Origin of the sequence: Streptomyces sp. NRRL S-337 (assembly GCF_000720175.1) — a bacterium.
Lineage (GTDB): Bacteria > Actinomycetota > Actinomycetes > Streptomycetales > Streptomycetaceae > Streptomyces > Streptomyces siderophoricus.
Genome location: NZ_JOIX01000037.1, coordinates 18,276 through 35,590, shown reverse-complemented (window position 1 = coordinate 35,590; position 17,315 = coordinate 18,276). Strand labels below are relative to the sequence as shown.

The window sequence follows — 17,315 nt, the reverse complement described above, 5'->3', positions numbered from 1 at the left end:
CTACCGCAACACCCCCTGGGTGACCGGCAGTTCGAGGACCCCGGTGTCCTCGGGCGCGCTGGTGACCGTCACCGGCTTCACCCCGCGATTGCCCGCGTAGGCGGAGTCGCTCGCGGCGAGGGTGAAGCGCAGTCGGTGCCCCGGCTCCCAACGGTGCACGATGCCCGGCAGTTCCACGGTGAACCGCCGGGTCACATCGGGCACCCGGGCCGGGGCCACCAGCCGGTGCACCAACGTCTGCTTGCCGTCCGGCGCGACGTCGTAGAGCTTCGCGAAGAGCACGAGCTTGTCGGCCGCGTCGGCGGAGTTCTGCACCTGCTCGGTCCGCGGCGAGACCACCTTCAGCGTCACCCTGGGCGCGCCCACCACGTCCACCGGCCGGCCGGTGACCGGCGCGGACGTCCAGTCCAGATGCGTTCCGCGGGCGTCGAACGCTGCCGGGTCGGGCAACCGGAGCATCCCGGCCAGCGAACTCTCCGAATGGCTGGTGGCGACCCGCAGATTGCGGTACTCGCGGCTGCCGCGCACCACCTTGGCCCGGTTGTCGACGAGCTTGCCGTCGCCGGACAGATACAGCCGCCGGCTGCCGCCCGCCGGGAAGGCGGCCGAGGTGGCGTAGGTGTTCCCGCCGGTCACCCAGTCCCGGTAGTACGCGAAGGCCGGCCCGGTGCCGGTGTGCGTGCGGTGCCGCAGATAGCGGCCGAACCAGGCGAGGATCCGGCGTCCGACGTAGCTGCCCTCCATATTGCCCTTGGCGAGGCTGAGTTCACCCGCGGGCGGGTTCTTGATGCCGCCGCTGTGGCCCCAGTACTGCCAGATCATCTTCGCCGGGGTGCCCTGGGCGGTGAGGGCGCGGTAGGTGGCGGAGGCCTCGTTGAGGTTGAAGAGGCTGTCGGCCTGGCCCTGGACCAGCAGCGTCGGCGCCGTGACGGACTTCAGGTACGAGACGGGAGAGACGCTGCGCGCATAGCGGAGCATGGCCTCGGTGTGGGCTGCCGGGTACTTCCCGGAGTCCAGCAGCCGCTTGGTCCCGCAGGCCCGCGCGACGAAGTGCAGACAGCCCGCGCCGCCGGTCCGCGACGGGTCGATGCCGGGGTGCAGCAGCCCCTGCGCCTCGCCGATCAGGAAGAACCCGTTGGTCCACTGCCATTTGTAGGCGCCCGGTACCGGTCCGCCGACGCCCTGCCGGCGACCGGCGTTGTTGGGGTCCAGGGAGTAGGACAGGTCGTTCCAGGTGATCAGCGGCACCAGGGCGTCCACCCGGTGGTCGACGGCGGCCGTCGCCAGCTGGATCGCCCCGCCGTAGGACCCGCCGATCATGCCGACCCGAGGGTCGCCCCGGCCGTCCTTGGCGACGTAGTCGAGGCGGGTGCCGTTGTCGGCGGTCCGCGATCCGGCCAGCAGATCGACGAGTTGGCTCGCCGCCCGGCCGTCGGTCCGGGGATCGTCCAGGGAGATCGGGCAGCCGGTCCTGCCGAAGCCGAGGCCGGAGTAGGCCAGCGCCACATAGCCGCGGGCGGCGAACGCCTTGGCGAGGGCGTCGGTGGAGCCGTCCGCCTTGCTGCCACCGAACCCGTTGGTGGTCAGCACGGCGGGCGCGGAGTGGGCCGCGTCCACGCCGGACGGTCGGTAGACGTCGGTGTCGACGGTGCAACTGCGGCCGCCGGCACGGACGGTGACCTTGAGCGCGGTGACGGTGTACGGCCCGGCGGCCGCGGCCGAGGGGCCGGTCAGGGCGAGGGGCGCGGCGAGGGTGGTGCCGGCCAGCAGGGCGAGGGACGTGCGGAGCAGCGGACGGGACACGGCTCGGAACTCGCGGGGCACCAGGACCTCCAACGGGGACACGGCGTACCAACCAGTCGGTAACGGCGTTCATGTTGTGACACGAGTATCGACGTGTCAACGCTCCCGGACGCCGTTTGCCGTAGGGACGTCAGTTCGCCACCGTCCGCCGCGGACCTCCTAATTGGGCCTACGGCGGACGCGGCCGCCGGTCACTCGCGGAGCTCCAGCGGCGGGACCTCGTCGCACGGGAAGCCGAAGGTCCGGGCGTAGAGGGCGAGTTCCGCCTCCAGGGAGCGGACCAGGGTCTCCGCGCGGCGGAAGCCGTGTCCCTCGCCGGGAAAGGCCAGATAGGCGTGCGGTACCCCGCGTCCGGCCACCTCGGCGAGGAAGCGCTCGCACTGCGCGGGCGGGCAGATCACGTCGTCCAGCCCCTGGAGCAGCAGGAACGGCGCGGTGATCCGGTCCGCGCGGTGCAGCGGCGAGCGCTCGCGGTAGCGGTCGGGGACCTCGGCGAACGGGCCCACCAGCGACTCCAGGTACCGGGACTCGAAGTCATGGGTCCCGCCGTTTGCCCAGTCGGAGAGGTCCAGCACGGGGTAGCTGATGGTGCCGCAGGCGTAGAGGTCGGTGGAGGTCAGCGAGGCGGCGGTGGTCCAGCCGCCGGCGCTGCCACCGCGGATGGCGAGCCGGGCGGGGTCGGCGGTGCCCTCCTCGGCCAGCGCCCGGGCGACCGCCGCGCAGTCCTCCACGTCCACCACGCCCCACTGGCCGCGCAGCCGCTCGCGGTAGGCGCGGCCGTAGCCGGTCGAGCCGCCGTAGTTGACCTGGGCGACGCCGATGCCCCGGGAGGTGAAGTAGGCGATCTCCAGGTCGAGCACCAGCGGCGCGCGGCTGGTGGGGCCGCCGTGCGCCCAGATCACATAGGGCGGCGGCAACTCGCCGTCCACAGCGCTGTGTTCGGGGTTGTGCGGGGGATGGATGTGCGCGTGCACGTCCCGGTCGCCGGGGCCGCGGAAGGTGCGGTGCCGCGGCCGGGGGTAGTAGGCCGGGTCCACGACGTCGGTGTGCCGGCAGGCGATCGCCCGGGCGCGCCCGGTGCAGGTGTCCAGCTCGACGACCTCGTACGAGCGGTCCGGGCCGCCCGCGATGCCGACGACCCGGCTGCCGTGCGCGGCGAGCGTGGGCGTCCACTCCGTCCAGGGGCCGGCGGCGTCGACGAGGTCGCCGCTGACCGGGTCGAGGATGCCCAGCGTCATGGCGCCGCGGCCGTGCAGCACCGCGAGGGTGCCGTTCTCCAGCGGCAGGAACCAGCGCTCGCCGACGTTCCACAGCGGGCCGCCGAACTCCTCCTGCCGGGCGGGGCACAGGCCGCGGCTCGTCACCACGCCGTCGTCCTGGGCACCGGGGTGGAGGCGCCGGAGCTCCCACCAGCCGCCGGGGTCCGAGACGAACAGCAGCGAGCCGTCGGCGTCCCACTCGATCTGCACCACGGACTCGCCGCTCGCGCCGCCGCCCGGAGCGGTCGGGCCGAGGTCGCCGGCCACCGGCCGGACGGCGGTGAACTCGCCCTTGCCGGTGACCTCGGCGAGCATGACGAGCGTGCCGTCCCAGGGCATCCGGGGGTGGTCCCAGGCGAGCCAGGCCGCCCTGTCACCGTCCGGGGAGATCCGCGGACCGGTCACGAACCGGTGCCGGTCGTCGCTCAACTCCCGTACGGACTGCCGGTGTCCGGCCGCCGAGCCGTCGAGCGGGACGGCCGCGATCACCCGCCGCACGTCCGTCGGCCCCTCGCCGGTGAACTCCTCCAGGACGCACCACACCTCGCCCAGCTCGGGGCGCAGCACCGGATCGACCCAGCGCAGCCCCTCCCCCACCACGGACAGCGGGGTGAGCGGGCGGGGCTCCCGGCCGCTGTCCGGTTCGAAGGCGTACAGCCGCTGGTCGGCGAAGTCGCAGAAGACGATCAGCGGTCCGCGCTCGGTCACGGTTCCGGCCCAGGGCAGGCCGCCGTACTCCAGCACCCGGCTGCGGACGTTCCACGGCGCGGGCAGCACCGTCTGCTCGGTGCCGTCCGGCCGCCGGCGGACCAGCGCCCGGCGGCCGCCCTCGGCGGGGCGCGGCTCGGTCCACCACACCTCGTCGCCGACCACGCCGACGAAGGCCGGCCGGCCGTCGTGCGCGGCGACCGTCCGGGCATCTACCGGGGACGTCCAGCTGCCGTAAGGGGCCGTGGTCACCATGGTGCGGATCCTCTCCTCCACCGGTCGGGCGGGGCGCGGGCCGGTCAGGCCGCGCGCAGGAAGTGGTCGAGGACCCGGACACCGAAGTGCAGCCCCCCGACCGGTACGCGCTCGTCCACGCCGTGGAAGAGCGCCTGGTAGTCGAAGCCCTCGGGGAGCTTCAGCGGCGAGAAACCGTAACCGGTGATGCCCAGCCGGGAGAACTGCTTGGCGTCCGTGCCGCCGGACATGCAGTACGGGACGACGTGGCCGTCCGGGTCGAAGGCCTCGACGGCGGCCCGCATCGCGGCGTACGTCGGTGTGTCCACCGGGGCCTGCAGGGCGACCTCGCGGTGGTGGTACTCCCAGTCCACCTCGGGGCCGGTCAGCTCGTCCAGGGTGGTGCGGAACTCCACCTCGCCGCCGGGGACGACCCGGCCGTCGATGTGTGCCACGGCGGAGCCGGGGATCACATTGACCTTGTAACCGGCGGACAGCATCGTGGGGTTGGCGCTGTTGCGGACGGTCGGTTCGACGAGCTTGGCGGACGGGCCGAGCTTGCCGAGGAGGGCGTCGACATCGCAGTCCGGCGCGTCCACGTCGACGTCCAGGCCGTGCAGGGCGACCAGTTCGCGCAGTGCGGCCCGTACGGTCGGGGTGAGCCGGACCGGCCATTCGTGCTCGCCGATCCGGGCCACCGCGCCGGCCAGCCGGCTGACCGCGTTGTCGTGGTTGACCTTCGAGCCGTGCCCGGCCCGGCCCCGGGCCGTCAGCTTGAGCCAGGCGGTGCCGCGCTCCCCCGCCGCGATCGGGTACAGCTGCATCCCGCCGCCGGCGTGGAAGGTGAACGCCCCGGATTCGCTGATGCCTTCGGTGCAGCCGGCGAACAGCGGGGCGTGCCGGTCGGCCAGGAAGCCCGAGCCGTCCTCGGCGCTGGCCTCCTCGTCGGCGGTGAAGGCCAGCACGATGTCGCGGCGCGGCCGGACGCCGGTGCGCGCCCAGTGCCGTACGGCGGCGAGCACCATTGCGTCCATGTTCTTCATGTCGATGGCGCCGCGGCCCCAGACCACGTCGTCGACGACCTCGCCGGAGAACGGGTGCACGGTCCAGTCGGCGGCTTCGGCGGGGACCACGTCGAGATGGCCGTGGACCAGCAGGGCGTCGGCCGCGGGGTCGGTGCCCTCGATGCGGGCGACGACGTTGGTGCGGCCCGGGGTGCGTTCCAGCAGGGTCGGTTCGATGCCGGCGTCGGCCAGTCGCTCGGCGACGTACTCGGCGGCCGGGCGCTCCCGGCAGGTGCCGTCGCCGGCGTTGCTGGTGTCGATCCGGATCAGGTCGGAGGTGAACCGCACCACCTCGTCCAGCGCCTGCCGGTCCACCCCGGCCGCGTGGCCGGCGGCGCCCTCTTGCTCGGTCTTCTCAGCCATATTCTTCCTCCACGGCGGACGACACGACGGTGGTGACCGCCTTGAAGCACCGGATGGCTTCGTACATGTTCCGACTGGTATACGCGACCCGGCGCTCCGCGCTGCGCTCCACGCCGGGCACGCAGGTCGCGGCACCCACCAGATGCTGCGCGTCGAACTCCAACTCGACGTGGAACGGGCCCCGGCGCGCCGCCTCGTGACGGACCGCCAGCGCCGTGCCCATGGCGGCCGCGGCCCGGATGTCGGCGGCCGTACGGGTCGGTGGCCGGCAGACCGCGGCGTAGCGCGAGACGTAGTCCTTGACCGCCACGGCGGGCGCCTCGGGGGCGTATCCCTGGGCGTCCTGGCAGGTGCGGTCGTCGCCGGTGACCAGGACGACGGGCACGCCGTACTCGGCGACGACGAGGGAGTTGAGATAGCCCTCGCTGGCGCGGGTGCCGTCGACCCAGACGCCGGTCAGGGTGTTGGCGAGGTAGGTGTGGGCGAGGACGCCTTCGGTACCCGCGCCGGTGTGGTAGCCGACGAAGGCGATGCCGTCGACGTCGCCGTGCTGGACGCCCTCGACCATGCTGAGCGACTTGTGCCGGCCGGTGAGCATCTGTGCCCGTTCGTCGAGCTTCTCCAGCAGGAGGTTGCGCATCGACCAGTGGGCCTCGTTGACGAGCACCTCATCGGCCCCGCCGTCGAAGAATCCGGCGATCGCCGCGTTGACGTCGGAGGTGAACATGTGGCGGCAGCGTTCCCACTGCGGCTTGCCCGGCAGCACGTCCGCGGGCCAGGTCACGCCGGTGGCGCCCTCCATGTCGGCGGAGATGAGGATCTTCACGGTCACCAGTCCTATCGCAGGCAGCAGGCGGTATGCACGATTTTGGACATCACTCGTTCACAACGTTTCCGAGGCACCGAACGCGCCCGGCATGGCATGACACCTCGTCCGGAACCCTCCAGGACCACCGAGTTGGCCGCAACATCGTGACGCCCTCGTAGCGCACGCAGGTGACGCGGACATGCTCGTGTGGCACCGTATTCCACACAGTTTCTGTCGCAAAGCGGAAGGGCATCCGCCAGAATTCCGATGGAGTTCTGACGGACTTCTGTCAGCCGCCGACGCCCCCAGCCCGGTGGGATAGAACGTCCCGAACCGGCCTCCCACATGAGGAGACAGAGGCAGAATCATGAGCACAACACGTAACGCCAGCCCGTTAGTACAACCCGGCGACCCGCAGGCGGACGGCGGTGACGAGCAACTGGCCGTCCTCACCGAGCTGGTCATCCACTCCCTTTGCGAGCGCAATCCGGGCTTCCGGGAATTCCTGGAGCGGAACGACGGGGCGCAGGTCACCCGGCTGATCGCGGACGTCCTGCGGGCCGGCCGGCCGCTGCCGGCCACCGTGCGGGCGGTCCGGCTGGCGACCGCCACCGACCTCCACCTCGTCGCCGCGGCGCTCGGCGACTGCCTGGTCAGCCTGCCGGACGAGGCGCCGGGGCTGCTGATCCCCGGCGCGCTCGCCGAGGGCGACGAGGGCCGGGCCCGACTGAAGGGCATCCTGCGCCACCGCGCCGCCGCGGTCGGCCATGCGGTGCCACCGCAGGACGCCGCCGCCTCGGTCCGTGCCGCCTCCCGCCTGCTGGAGCTGGCCGCCCGGTGCGACGGCCCCGCCGCGGGCGTGGCGTTCGTCGACGACCATCTCTCCAGCCTGCTGCTCCTCCAGGACGAGTCGCTCACCCGCACCCTCATCGCCCGCCGGCTCAGGCCGCTCGCGGGCCTGTCACCGGAGCGGTGCGCGCGCTTGGAGGCGACACTGCTGGCCTGGCTGGGCGGAATGGGCGCGCCGGAGGTGGCCAAGGCGCTCAGCATCCATCCGCAGACCGTGCGGTACCGGATGCGCCAGCTGGAGAAGCTCTTCGGCGCCCGGCTGCGCGATCCGCGGACCCGCTTCGAGATCGAGCTGGCCCTGCGCGGCCGACGGCTGATGGCGGGCGCCCACCGCCGACGGACCGCCGCGTCCCGCCGGCCACGCCCCAGCCGCCTCCGCCAACCGGTGCCACGCCCCTAGCGGCACGCCCCAGGGCGCCGCGCCACCCACCCCGCGTGCCGCACCCCTCCCCTCCATCCGCTCCGCCCGGCCCGCCCCGTCCGTCCCCATTTGGCGAATCTCACACCCGAGCCACACCTCCCAAATACGGACATAGCACCCCATATTCCGAGGGTGTCCTCCGGCCTGCCCCGTATCGTCACCGTGACCCATGAAGGGCGCACCGCCGCCGCACGCGGCTGCGCCGGCCCGACCGCCTCCGGTCACTCCAGGGCCGACCCGCCACCGGCGGGGCCCCGATACAGCGGGACAGGAACCACCCCCATGCACGGATCACGCCTCCACGGACGACGCCCCACCACCGGTACGCGCCGCGGGCTGGCCGCGCTGGTGGCCGCCGGATCACTGCTCACGGTGCTCACCTCGGCGACCCCGGCCGCGGCCGGCACCGCCAGCGCCCCGGTGGCCGGCGCCAAGGTCGTCTGCAGCTCCAAGAAGCCCGGCCTGGCCCCGGCCTTGTCCCACGACCTCGCCGACGCCCTGCACGGCCGGCGGAGCGCCTCGGCGCTGGCCGTCTACGACCGCCGCACCGGCACCCGCTGCGCCTTCAAGTCCGGCACCCACTTCGACTCGGCGAGTGTGGTGAAGGTCACCGTGCTCGGTGCACTGCTGCGGCAGGCCGAGGAGGCGCACCGGAAGCTGACCCCGCACGAGGTCAAGCTGACCACCGCCATGATCACCAAGTCGGACAACGACGCGACCAACGCCCTGTGGCACCAGATCGGCCCGGCCGGCGTCCAGCGCTTCCTGGACCTCGCCGGGATGCGGGACACCGTGCCGGGCCGCGGCGCGAGCTGGGGCCTCACCCAGGTCACCGCCGCCGACCAGCTCACCCTGATGCAGCTGCTCACCACGGACGGGGCGGTGCTCGGCCCGGCCTCCCGCGGCTACGCACTCGACCTGATGCACCGGGTGGCGGCCGACCAGCGCTGGGGCGTACCGGCCGGCGCCCCGGCCACCGCGACCGTCCACGTCAAGAACGGCTGGCTGCCGCGGGACACCGGCGGCTGGCGGATCAACAGCGTCGGCACCTTCACCGGCCACGGCCACGACTACGGCATGGCCGTCCTCTCCACCGGCAACGCGACCATGGACTACGGGGTCGCCACGGTCGAGGGCGCCGCCCGCGTCATCCACCGCGACCTGCAGCGCTGAGCCGGCCGCCCGCGGGCGGCCACGGCACCTTCCTAGGCGAGCTCGGTGGCACAGCCGTCCCGGCGGCTGATCTCCAGCACCGGACAGCCCAGCTCCAGGACCTGTGCGACGATCCGGGCGCTCAGGCCGGGACTCAGGTCCGGCAGCAACTCGGTTGAGCGGCCGACCAGTTCGGCGGCGCCGGGGAGAGCGGCGTCGGTCGGCTCGGTGCCGGTGTGCCGGGCGAATCCGGGCATCCAGCGCTCACCTCCGGCGCCCGGCCCGCCCGGGCCGTCGGGCAACAGGGCGGTGTCCGCGGCGAGGACGAGAGTCGGCCCGGGGCCAGGGGCGGCGAGCGGGTACGCCCACCACAGCAGGTCCACGGGCCCCGCCCCGCCGGTCGTCATCCGGGCCCGGCCCGCGGTGGGGTAGGACGTCCGACCTCCCGACGAGGCGTGCGGACCACCGTGCCCGTCGCACCCCTCCGCACCGCTGTCGCCGAGGGCACCCGTGACCGGCATCAGGTCGAGCGCGGGGGTGCCCACCGCCTCCGCGCGGCCGGGCCCGAAGAGCCGGTGGGCGCCGCTGTTCCAGTGGGAGATCCGGCCGTCCGCGGCCACCACCACGACCGCAAGCGGAATCCGCTCCGGCAGCGCGTGGCGCGGCTCGGCCACCCGGGCTGCCGTACCGGGCCGGCTGGCGGCGTCCGACCGGCCACGCTCCACGGGCGATTGCTTCCTGGTACCCCGATCGTGCCTCACCGCCACCACGCTACGGCCGCGGGCCGACGCGGTGGGCGGCATTTCCCCAAGAGGCCGAACAGGTGGTATGCCCCCACAACAGGCGCCCGGTCACCGCCCGTTGGAGCGCGGTCAGTCCTCGTGCCCGAGCTGGAGGTCGCGTTCGGTGCGGCCGCCGCCGGCCACCTGGAGGACGGTGGCCACCGGCGGGTATCCGGCGGCGACCACGGTGTACTCGCCGGCCGCGAGGTCCACGAAGCGGAACAGCCCGTCGGGCCCGGTGACGGCGGTGTCGACGACATTGCCCGCGACGTCCAGCAGGGTGACCCGGGCGTCCTCGACGGGGCGTCCGCCACCGGCCCGTACGGTCCCGCGCAGCACCGCACCACCCGCGAGTTCGATGTCCTGGCGGGTCTCCCGCGACGCCTGGACGGTGACCGGCAGCGCCGCCGGCCGGTACGCCGGTGCGCTGGAGGCGAGGGTGTACTCGCCGGCCACCAACTCCCCGATGACATAAGCGCCTTCGCGTCCGCTGCGGGTGGTCGCGACGACCTCGCCGCGCACATCGGTGAGGGTGACCATGGCATCGCGTACGGGGGTGCCGTCCGCGGTGGTGACGGTGCCGGCCAGCCGCCCGGCGCCGCCGAGGACCACGTCCAGTTCGACCGGCCGTTCGCCGACGGTCACGGTCACGGCCTGCGGCTGGTGGCCGCCGGCGGCCGCGATCAGCACGTAGGAGCCGGGTCCGGGGGTGCTCAGGGCGTACCGCCCGTCCTCGCCGGAGGCGCCGCGGCCGATCTGCCGCCCGGTGACGTCGATGAGGGTGAGCGCGGCCCGCGGCACGATGGAGCCGTCGTGGTGCCGTACCGCCCCGCACACCGGGATGCCCTGATGCCCACCACCGGAGAAACGGGAACCACGGCGGTAACCACTCCCGGGGAACGTCGGGTTGAGGGCCTCCGGGTCCACGGCGGAACGGGCCTGCGGCACGGCGGTCGGCACGGTCTGTCCAGTCGGTTCGGCAGCTACGGAAGGCCCGGCAGGTCCCGCCGATTCGGTCGGCTCGCCGTAGGTGGTGGGCCGGTCCGGGGTCGGGGAGGTCTGCGGGGCGTGAGAGGCGTGGGACACCAGTGTTTTCTCTTTCAGGAAGAAGGCGAGCACGAGGCCCAGGACGAGCACCGGAACGAGGGAGAAGAAGACCCTCGGCACGGCGTGGGCGTAGGCGGCGACGGAGCCGTCGCGCAGGGAGGCGGGCAGCGCGCGCAGCAGTTGCGGGATGATCGACTCCGGGTCGGGCAGCCACCGCGACACCGGCGGCCGGCCGGGGAGCCGGCGGGTCAGCCGGTCGGCGAAGAGGATGCCGAAGAGGGCCACGCCGAGGCTGCCGCCGAGGTGCCGGAATCCGTGGTTGGCGCTGGTCGCGGTGGCGAGGTCGCGGGCGCGTACGGAGTTCCGGGCGGCGAGCACCAGCACCGGCAGCACGAGGCCGAGGCCCAGGCCCACGAGGGCCGTCAAGAGGCTGGAGGTCTCCCTGGGGGTGCCCGGAGCCGTCAGCGCCAGCAGCCACATCCCCCCGGCGGCCGCCGCGCAGCCCAGCACGGGGAAGATCTTGTAGTGGCCGGTGCGGCCGATGAGCCGGCCGGAGACGACGTACGCGAGGACGATGCCGCCCATCAGCGGCAGCATCAGCAGGCCGGACTCGGTGGCCGAGGCGCCGCCGGCTCCCCGCAGGAAGGTCGGCAGCCAGCCGGCGGCGCCGAAGAGGGCGATGCCGAGGGCGGCGCCGATCGGGCCGGTGCGGGCGAGGAGGGAGTCGCGGAACAGCCGCAGCGGGACGATCGGGTCGGCGGCGAAGTGCTCGACGGCGAGGAGGAGCAGCGCGCTGCCGAGCGCCCCGGCCCCCAGCCCGAGGACGACCCGCGAGGTCCAGGCGTACTCCGTGCCGCCCCAACTCATCAGCAGCACAAGGCAGGTGGAGAACGCTGCGAGCAGCAGGGCGCCGGCGAGGTCCGGCCTGGGCCGGCGGGGCGGCCGCGGCAGCTTCAGTGCGAAGGCGATGACGAGGAACGTCAGCGCACCGAACGGGACGTTGAGGGAGAAGCACCAGCGCCAGGAGGCGTGGTCGGCGCAGAAGCCGCCGATCAGCGGTCCGGCCGCGGAGGCGAGGCCGCAGGCGGCGCCGATCAGTCCCAGGGAACGGCCACGGGCCCGGGGCGGTACGACGTCGGCGACGAGGGCATGGACGCCGATCAGCAGTCCGCCGCCGCCGACGCCCTGGACGGCCCGGAAGGCGACCAGTTCGTCCATGGTGCGCGACCAGCCGGCCAGCGCCGAGCCGGCGGTGAAGACCAGGAGCGCGAAGAGGAGGACCGGTTTGCGGCCGAAGAGGTCGCCGAGTCTGCCGTGGAGGGGCAGGGCGAGGGCGGAGGCGAGGAGGTAGGACGTCATCGCCCAGGACATGGCGCCCCGGCCGTGCAGCTCACCGACGATCTTCGGGAGTGCGGTGGCGACGACGGTCTGGTCGAGGGCCGCTAGCAGCAGGACCGGCAGCAGGCCGACGAAGACCAGCCGGGCCCGGCGGGGGCCGCGCGGCACCGGCGTGCCGTCCGGGGCACCGGGCCGGGCCCCGGCGGGTGACGCCGTGGCCGTGCCCGGTGCCGGTGGGCCGGTCCGGCCGGCCGGGTCGCTCAGGGTGGTCCCGCCCACGTGCTGCTCCCCTCGTCACGCCTGTTGCCGCCCAATTTCTCGCATTGGGCGACAACAGCGTTCAAGCGCGACGAAAGGGGTCGGGCGCGGCGGGAACGGACGTCAAGTGCCTTGTCGGGCAGGCCCCTTGGTCTCCCATCAGGGCTTTCCGTACGGAACGGGTCCGACGGCCTGGGCACCTCGGCGCGGCCGAAACCACCCGAACCGGTGAGCGTGACGCAACGCGTCCAGGGTGACGCATGTGACGTCCGCACTCAGCGCAGGAAGCACCCGACGCCGGTGGCGAACCGCGCGCGCATGACACCCAGGGACGTACGACGCACAGGGACGCGCGGCGCAGGGATGCGTGACGCACAGGGGACGTACGACGTCCGATCACTTCTCCATGCGCGCCGCGAGGTTGGCGAGGATGGTGTCGTAGATCCGGCCGAGGCCCTTGGGGGCGAAGGTCCGCTCGAAGAAGCCGCCGATACCGCCCGCGCCCTGCCAGGTGGTCGTGACGACGACCCTGGCGCGCTTCTCGCCGGCCGGCGTGACGACCCAGGTGGTCACCATGGAGGAGTTGCGGTCCTTCTCCACGAGCTGGCCGTCGGTGGGCTCGTCGACCTCCAGCAGGCAGTCGCGCACCCGCTTGCTCGTGGCCTGGAGCTTCCAGTGGACGAGGGTGCCCTTGCCGTCGCCGCCCTCGCGGACCTCGTACTCCGAGAAGTGCTCGGGCAGCAGCTGCTGGCGCGTGCCGCTGTAGTCGGCGAGCGCGTCGAACACGTCCTCCGGGTCCGCCGCGATCTCGCGCTGCGTGGTGGCCTCGACCTGACCCATGTGCGTCTTCCTCCAGTAGTCGGCTGCCGGTCCTGCGATGCGCGGCCAAGCCAACCACCACTGGGGTGCGCGCCCAAAATCCGCCCGGGCCCGCCCCGTCGGACGGGAGGAGAACACGAGGGGAACACGTGTTCTATTATGGCGCCGGGGGCTCGACGGCATGCAGCATGCAGAAGGAGGCCCGATGCGCTGGGACAACCTGGGTGACGGCCCGGCCGCACTGTTCGGTGCGGACGTGGTCAGCCGGACGATCGACACCCCCGAATTCCGCGGGATCACGTTCCACGAGGTGCGCGCCCGTTCCCTCGTCAACCGCGTCCCGGGGGCCTCCCGGATGCCGTTCGAATGGACGGTCAACCCCTACCGAGGCTGCAGCCACGCCTGCGTCTACTGTTTCGCGCGCAAGACCCACAGCTATCTGGACCTGGACACCGGCCTCGGCTTCGACTCCCAGATCGTGGTGAAGATCAACGCACCGGAACTACTGCGCCGCGAACTGGCCGGGCGCCGCTGGCGCGGTGACCACATCGCGATGGGCACCAACGTCGACTGCTACCAGCGCGCGGAGGGCCGCTACCGCCTCATGCCCGGCATCCTCACGGCCCTGCGCGATCACGCCAACCCGTTCTCGATCCTCACCAAGGGCACGCTCATCCTGCGCGACCTGGAACTCCTGCGGCAGGCCGCCGGGATCACCGACGTCGGCATCTCGGTCTCCGTCGGCTTCCTGGACCACGAGCTGTGGCGCACGGTCGAGCCCGGCACGCCCGCCCCCGAACGCCGGCTGGACGTGGTGCGCACCCTCACCGCGCACGGCATTCCCTGCGGCGTGCTGATGGCACCCGTCATCCCGTTCCTCGGCGACGCGCCGGAGCAGCTGCGCGGCACGGTCCGTGCCATCGCGGAGGCCGGCGCGGGATCCGTCACACCGCTGGTGCTGCACCTGCGCCCCGGCGCCCGCGAGTGGTTCCTGTCCTGGCTGGACCGCCACCACCCGCATCTCGTACGGCGCTACGCGACGATGTACGCGGACGGCGCCTACGCGCCCACGTGGTACCAGCGCCGGATCACCCGCCAGGTCCACGAACTCGCCGCCGAATACGGCATCGGCCCCGCCCGCTCCGGGGAGACCCGCCGCATCCGCCCGCCGTCCGGGGACCCGGCCGAAAATTCCACGCCCTCAGCCGATTCCACACCTACGCCTGCGCCCACGCCCCCGGGGCCGGGGCCGACCCAGCTGACCCTCATCTGAACCAGCCGGCCGGCCGCTCACGCAGAAGCGGCCGGGACGGCCTCCAGGGCCCGCGCCAGGCGGTCGCGGGCCTCGGTCTGGGCGGCGATCCGCTCGTCGATGACGGCGAGCCGCTCACGGGCGATCCGCAGCCCCTCCGCGGACGGCGGGGCGGTGGTCATGTCGCCGTCCAGGCAGGAGGTGAAACAGCGGACGTCGGCGAGCGTGAGCCCGGCCGCCAGCAGGTGGCGGATGTTGCGCACCCGTAGGACCGCGCGGGCGTCGTAGACCCGATAGCCGTTCGCCTCCCGGACGGAGGCGATGAGCCCCTCCCGCTCGTAGTTCCGCAACGCCCGCGGCGTCGCCCCCGTGACCTCCGCCAACTCCCCGATCCGCACGGGCCCCTCCCTCGGCTCCAGCCTCGCAGCCGATTCCAGCACGGAACACGAGTGCGGTGGTGGCCCGGCCACGGATCCGGGCCGGGCCGGGCCGGGCCGGGCCCATGACGGCACGGGCCCGGGCGGGCTCAGCCGACCACCGCTCCGCCGTCGACCGGGAGGATCACCCCCGTGACGAACGAGGCGGACGGGGCGGCCAGGTGGGTGATGGCCCAGGCCACCTCCTCGGGACGGCCGATCCGTCCCATCGGCGTGTGCGCGATCTGCCATGCGCGGAGCGCCGCCCGCTGTTCCTCGGGCAGGCCCTGGTGGAGCGCGATCGGGGTCTCGATCGCGCCGGGGGCGACCGCCACCACCCGCACCCCGCGCGGTGCGAGTTCCACCGCCCAGCTACGGGTGAGCAGTTCGAGCCCCGTCTTGGTCGCGGCGTAGACCGCATTGCCGGGCCAGCCGCGCTGGCCGATCGAGGTACTGATGTTGACCACCACCCCGCCGGTCCGCTCCAGATGGGGCACCGCTTCCTGCGTCAGCAGTACGGGCGCGACGAGGTTCGTCGCCAGTTGCGCCGCCATCGCCTCCTTGGTGAAGCTGCCGAGTGCCCCGGTGCCCACTATGGCGGCGTTGTTGACCAGTACGTCCAGCCTGCCGTACGTCTCGATCGCGTGGCGGACGAGGTTCGACGGGGCGTCGTCCGCGGTGATGTCGGCGGTGTACGGGACGATCTCGCCGTCCCCCTCGGCGTCCGCCGCCGTCTCCGCCAGCGGCTCGGCCCGGCGGCCCACCGCCAGTACCCGCGCGCCCTCCGCCGCGAAGGCCCGGGCGGCAGCCCGCCCGATCCCCGTACCGGCGCCGGTGACGATCACCACCCGGCGCGGCGGGGTGTCCGTGGGATGCCTGCCGGTTCCGGTGGCGTTCGGCCCGGGCTCCTGCCGCGTCGACGGGGTCTTCATGGTGGGGGTGGTGTGCGTGGTGTGCGGGGTCGCGCTGTGTGCCATGCCGGAAGTCTCGAACCCTGCCCCCAGGGGCAAGGTCAAGCGCACGGCCGCGGAAACTCCAAAAGCCCCCTTGACCGGGCCCCTAGCCTCTCCCTCATGGACACGGACAGGAGCAGGAGCAGGGACAGGAGGCCGGCAGGGCCGCTCCGGATACGGGAAATGGGCGAGGCCGACATCGAGGCGGTCTCGGCGGTGCGGGTCCGCGGTTGGCAGGCGGCGTACCGCGGGCTGATGCCGCAGACGTATCTGGACGGGATGAGCGTGGCGGCGGACGCCGAGCGGCGGCGGTCGTGGTTCGGGCGGCGCTCGCCGGAAGTGGTCGACCTGGTGGCGGAGTCGGCCGGCGAGGTGGTCGGCTGGGCCTCGGTCGGCCCGGCCCGCGATCCCGATGTGGCCCCGGGCGCCGAGGAGTTGCCCGACCCGCGCCCGACCGCGGGTGAGCTGTTCGCGCTGTACGTCGCGCCCGAGCGGATCGGCACCGGCGTCGGGCGCGCCCTGCTGGCCGCGGGCACGGACCGGGCACGGCAGAGCGGATACCGCGCGCTGTATTTGTGGGTGGTGCGCGGCAACGCCCGCGCCCGGCGGTTCTACGAGCGCGCCGGCTTCGTGGCGGACGGGGCGGAGGAGACGTACAAGGTGGGCGGCAGCAGCGTCCCCGAGCTGCGCTACCGGCGCCCGCTCTCCCCGTGTTCTCCGGACCCCACGCCGTGTTCTCGGGACACCAGGGCGGACATCGCGTGATCTCCAGCTGACCGCTTCAGCCCGCCGGTCCCTCCTCAGCGGTCGCCGGGCCCTCCTCAGCGGCGCCCGCACCCCCGTCGCCCCGCCCCTCGTCCCCCGGAAGCTCGTGGACCCCGAGCCGGGCCAGTGAGGCCGCCGCGGCGGCGGCCAGGCGGGGGTGGCCGGTGGCGGCGGTGAGGGCGGGTACGGCGCGGCGGTCGCCCAGGGCGCCCAGGCCCTCGACGCAGGCGAGTGCCACCCGCCAGTAGGGGTTGTGCGGGGTCAGCAGCCGCTCCAGGGTGGCGATCAGCGCCGGCACGGACTGCGGTGCGCGCAGCTCGGCGAGGAGCCGGACCGGGTGCAGGGCGTACGCGGTGCGCAGCGGGTTGGTGGCGAGGGCGGCCGCGGCGCGGGCGGTGCGCGGGTCGCCGAGCCGGCTCAGGGCGTGGGCCGCGGTGGCGCAGCGCACCGGATCGCGGTAGTTCAGCAGCAGTACGAGCGTCTCGAAGGCGCGTTTGTCGCCGGCGCAGCCCAGGATGAAGGCGGCGATCTCACGGGCCCACAGGGGGCGTTCGACGGCGACCAGCATCCGGGCGAGTTCTTCCCGCCCGGCGGGGGTGTTCTTGCGGGCGAGCCCCAGCAGGCGCTCGTAGGCGACCAGATCCTGTGGGGAGCGGAGTTCGGCCCGCACCCGGTCCGTCAACTCGTGGAATTCGTCTTCCATTTGCCGCTTCCCTCCCGCCGGGGCGCCCCGGTTGCCGAGACGTGGCCTGCACCACAGACTAATGACCCGCCCTACCCCTGGCGCTGCGGTTACCCACCGGTTAACCTGCTGGAACGAGCAGCACCCCTGCTCGGGCGGCCTGGTGACGCAGCCGCCACAGAGTGAAGTCGGTTCGGCACCGCAACAGCACGACCTCGATACAGAGCACGGCACGGCCCCGGGACAGGGCCCGCCGCGGCTCCCCCACCGCCGGCGCTGCCAGCAGCGCTGCGGCCTCCGCGGCCCCGCCGCGCTCCGGCCGCCGCGTATCCGCTGCCCCTC

General features: G+C 73.5%; 14 protein-coding genes. 4 read left to right on the top strand and 10 right to left on the bottom strand.

The annotated features are described in order from the left end of the window. From IG62_RS0124265 to IG62_RS0124250, 4 genes are all read right to left on the bottom strand, one after another. The gene (locus IG62_RS0124265) at window positions 1-1,836 is read right to left on the bottom strand and encodes a CocE/NonD family hydrolase (protein WP_051798514.1); all 1,836 of its coding nucleotides are present in this window, start codon (window positions 1,834-1,836) and stop codon (window positions 1-3) included. 158 nt (window positions 1,837-1,994) lie between these two features. Further along, window positions 1,995-4,025 carry a S9 family peptidase gene (locus tag IG62_RS0124260; RefSeq protein WP_030807067.1) on the bottom strand — a complete coding sequence of 677 codons (2,031 nt, stop codon included), beginning with the start codon at window positions 4,023-4,025 and terminating at the stop codon, window positions 1,995-1,997. Window positions 4,026-4,069: 44 nt separating this feature from the next. Further along, entirely contained in the window at window positions 4,070-5,431 is a 1,362-nt protein-coding gene (locus IG62_RS0124255) for a M20/M25/M40 family metallo-hydrolase (protein WP_030807065.1), read from the bottom strand. Then, the gene (locus tag IG62_RS0124250) at window positions 5,424-6,257 is read right to left on the bottom strand and encodes a M55 family metallopeptidase (protein WP_030807062.1); all 834 of its coding nucleotides are present in this window, start codon (window positions 6,255-6,257) and stop codon (window positions 5,424-5,426) included. The genes IG62_RS0124255 and IG62_RS0124250 overlap by 8 nt, the downstream gene beginning before the upstream one ends. A gap of 349 nt (window positions 6,258-6,606) precedes the next feature. Between IG62_RS0124250 and IG62_RS0124245 the strand changes: the two genes are divergently transcribed. Further along, window positions 6,607-7,488: a helix-turn-helix domain-containing protein gene (locus tag IG62_RS0124245; RefSeq protein WP_078872208.1), complete on the top strand. Its 882-nt coding sequence runs from the start codon at window positions 6,607-6,609 to the stop codon at window positions 7,486-7,488. A 303-nt stretch (window positions 7,489-7,791) separates the two neighbouring features. Continuing rightward, window positions 7,792-8,682, top strand: a complete 891-nt coding sequence (locus tag IG62_RS0124240) for a serine hydrolase (protein WP_030807056.1) — start codon at window positions 7,792-7,794, stop codon at window positions 8,680-8,682. Window positions 8,683-8,714: 32 nt separating this feature from the next. On the opposite strand, the gene IG62_RS0124235 is transcribed toward IG62_RS0124240, so the two are convergent. The 3 genes from IG62_RS0124235 to IG62_RS0124225 all read right to left on the bottom strand — a co-directional run bounded on the left by IG62_RS0124235 (window position 8,715) and on the right by IG62_RS0124225 (window position 12,926). Further along, window positions 8,715-9,386 (bottom strand): PAS domain-containing protein, encoded by a 672-nt coding sequence (locus IG62_RS0124235; RefSeq protein ID WP_030807054.1) that lies wholly within the window; start codon window positions 9,384-9,386, stop codon window positions 8,715-8,717. Window positions 9,387-9,533: 147 nt separating this feature from the next. After that, window positions 9,534-12,107 (bottom strand): MFS transporter, encoded by a 2,574-nt coding sequence (locus tag IG62_RS0124230; RefSeq protein WP_030807053.1) that lies wholly within the window; start codon window positions 12,105-12,107, stop codon window positions 9,534-9,536. A gap of 375 nt (window positions 12,108-12,482) precedes the next feature. Then, the gene (locus IG62_RS0124225; protein WP_030807052.1) at window positions 12,483-12,926 is read right to left on the bottom strand and encodes an SRPBCC family protein; all 444 of its coding nucleotides are present in this window, start codon (window positions 12,924-12,926) and stop codon (window positions 12,483-12,485) included. Between the two features lie 184 nt (window positions 12,927-13,110). On the opposite strand from IG62_RS0124225, the gene IG62_RS0124220 reads away from it, so the two are divergent. Continuing rightward, complete coding sequence (locus IG62_RS0124220) at window positions 13,111-14,178, top strand: Rv2578c family radical SAM protein (RefSeq protein ID WP_030807050.1); 1,068 nt, start codon at window positions 13,111-13,113, stop codon at window positions 14,176-14,178. 17 nt (window positions 14,179-14,195) lie between these two features. Here IG62_RS0124220 and IG62_RS0124215 read toward each other — a convergent pair whose 3' ends face one another. Then, window positions 14,196-14,555 carry a MerR family transcriptional regulator gene (locus IG62_RS0124215; RefSeq protein WP_030807048.1) on the bottom strand — a complete coding sequence of 120 codons (360 nt, stop codon included), beginning with the start codon at window positions 14,553-14,555 and terminating at the stop codon, window positions 14,196-14,198. A 128-nt stretch (window positions 14,556-14,683) separates the two neighbouring features. Continuing rightward, window positions 14,684-15,550, bottom strand: a complete 867-nt coding sequence (locus IG62_RS0124210) for an SDR family NAD(P)-dependent oxidoreductase (protein WP_420711098.1) — start codon at window positions 15,548-15,550, stop codon at window positions 14,684-14,686. A gap of 159 nt (window positions 15,551-15,709) precedes the next feature. On the opposite strand from IG62_RS0124210, the gene IG62_RS0124205 reads away from it, so the two are divergent. Continuing rightward, the gene (locus tag IG62_RS0124205) at window positions 15,710-16,291 is read left to right on the top strand and encodes a GNAT family N-acetyltransferase (protein ID WP_030807042.1); all 582 of its coding nucleotides are present in this window, start codon (window positions 15,710-15,712) and stop codon (window positions 16,289-16,291) included. Between the two features lie 16 nt (window positions 16,292-16,307). On the opposite strand, the gene IG62_RS0124200 is transcribed toward IG62_RS0124205, so the two are convergent. Continuing rightward, window positions 16,308-16,994, bottom strand: coding sequence for a HEAT repeat domain-containing protein (locus IG62_RS0124200; protein WP_030807039.1), 687 nt, complete (start codon window positions 16,992-16,994; stop codon window positions 16,308-16,310). Between the last annotated feature and the right edge of the window lie 321 nt (window positions 16,995-17,315).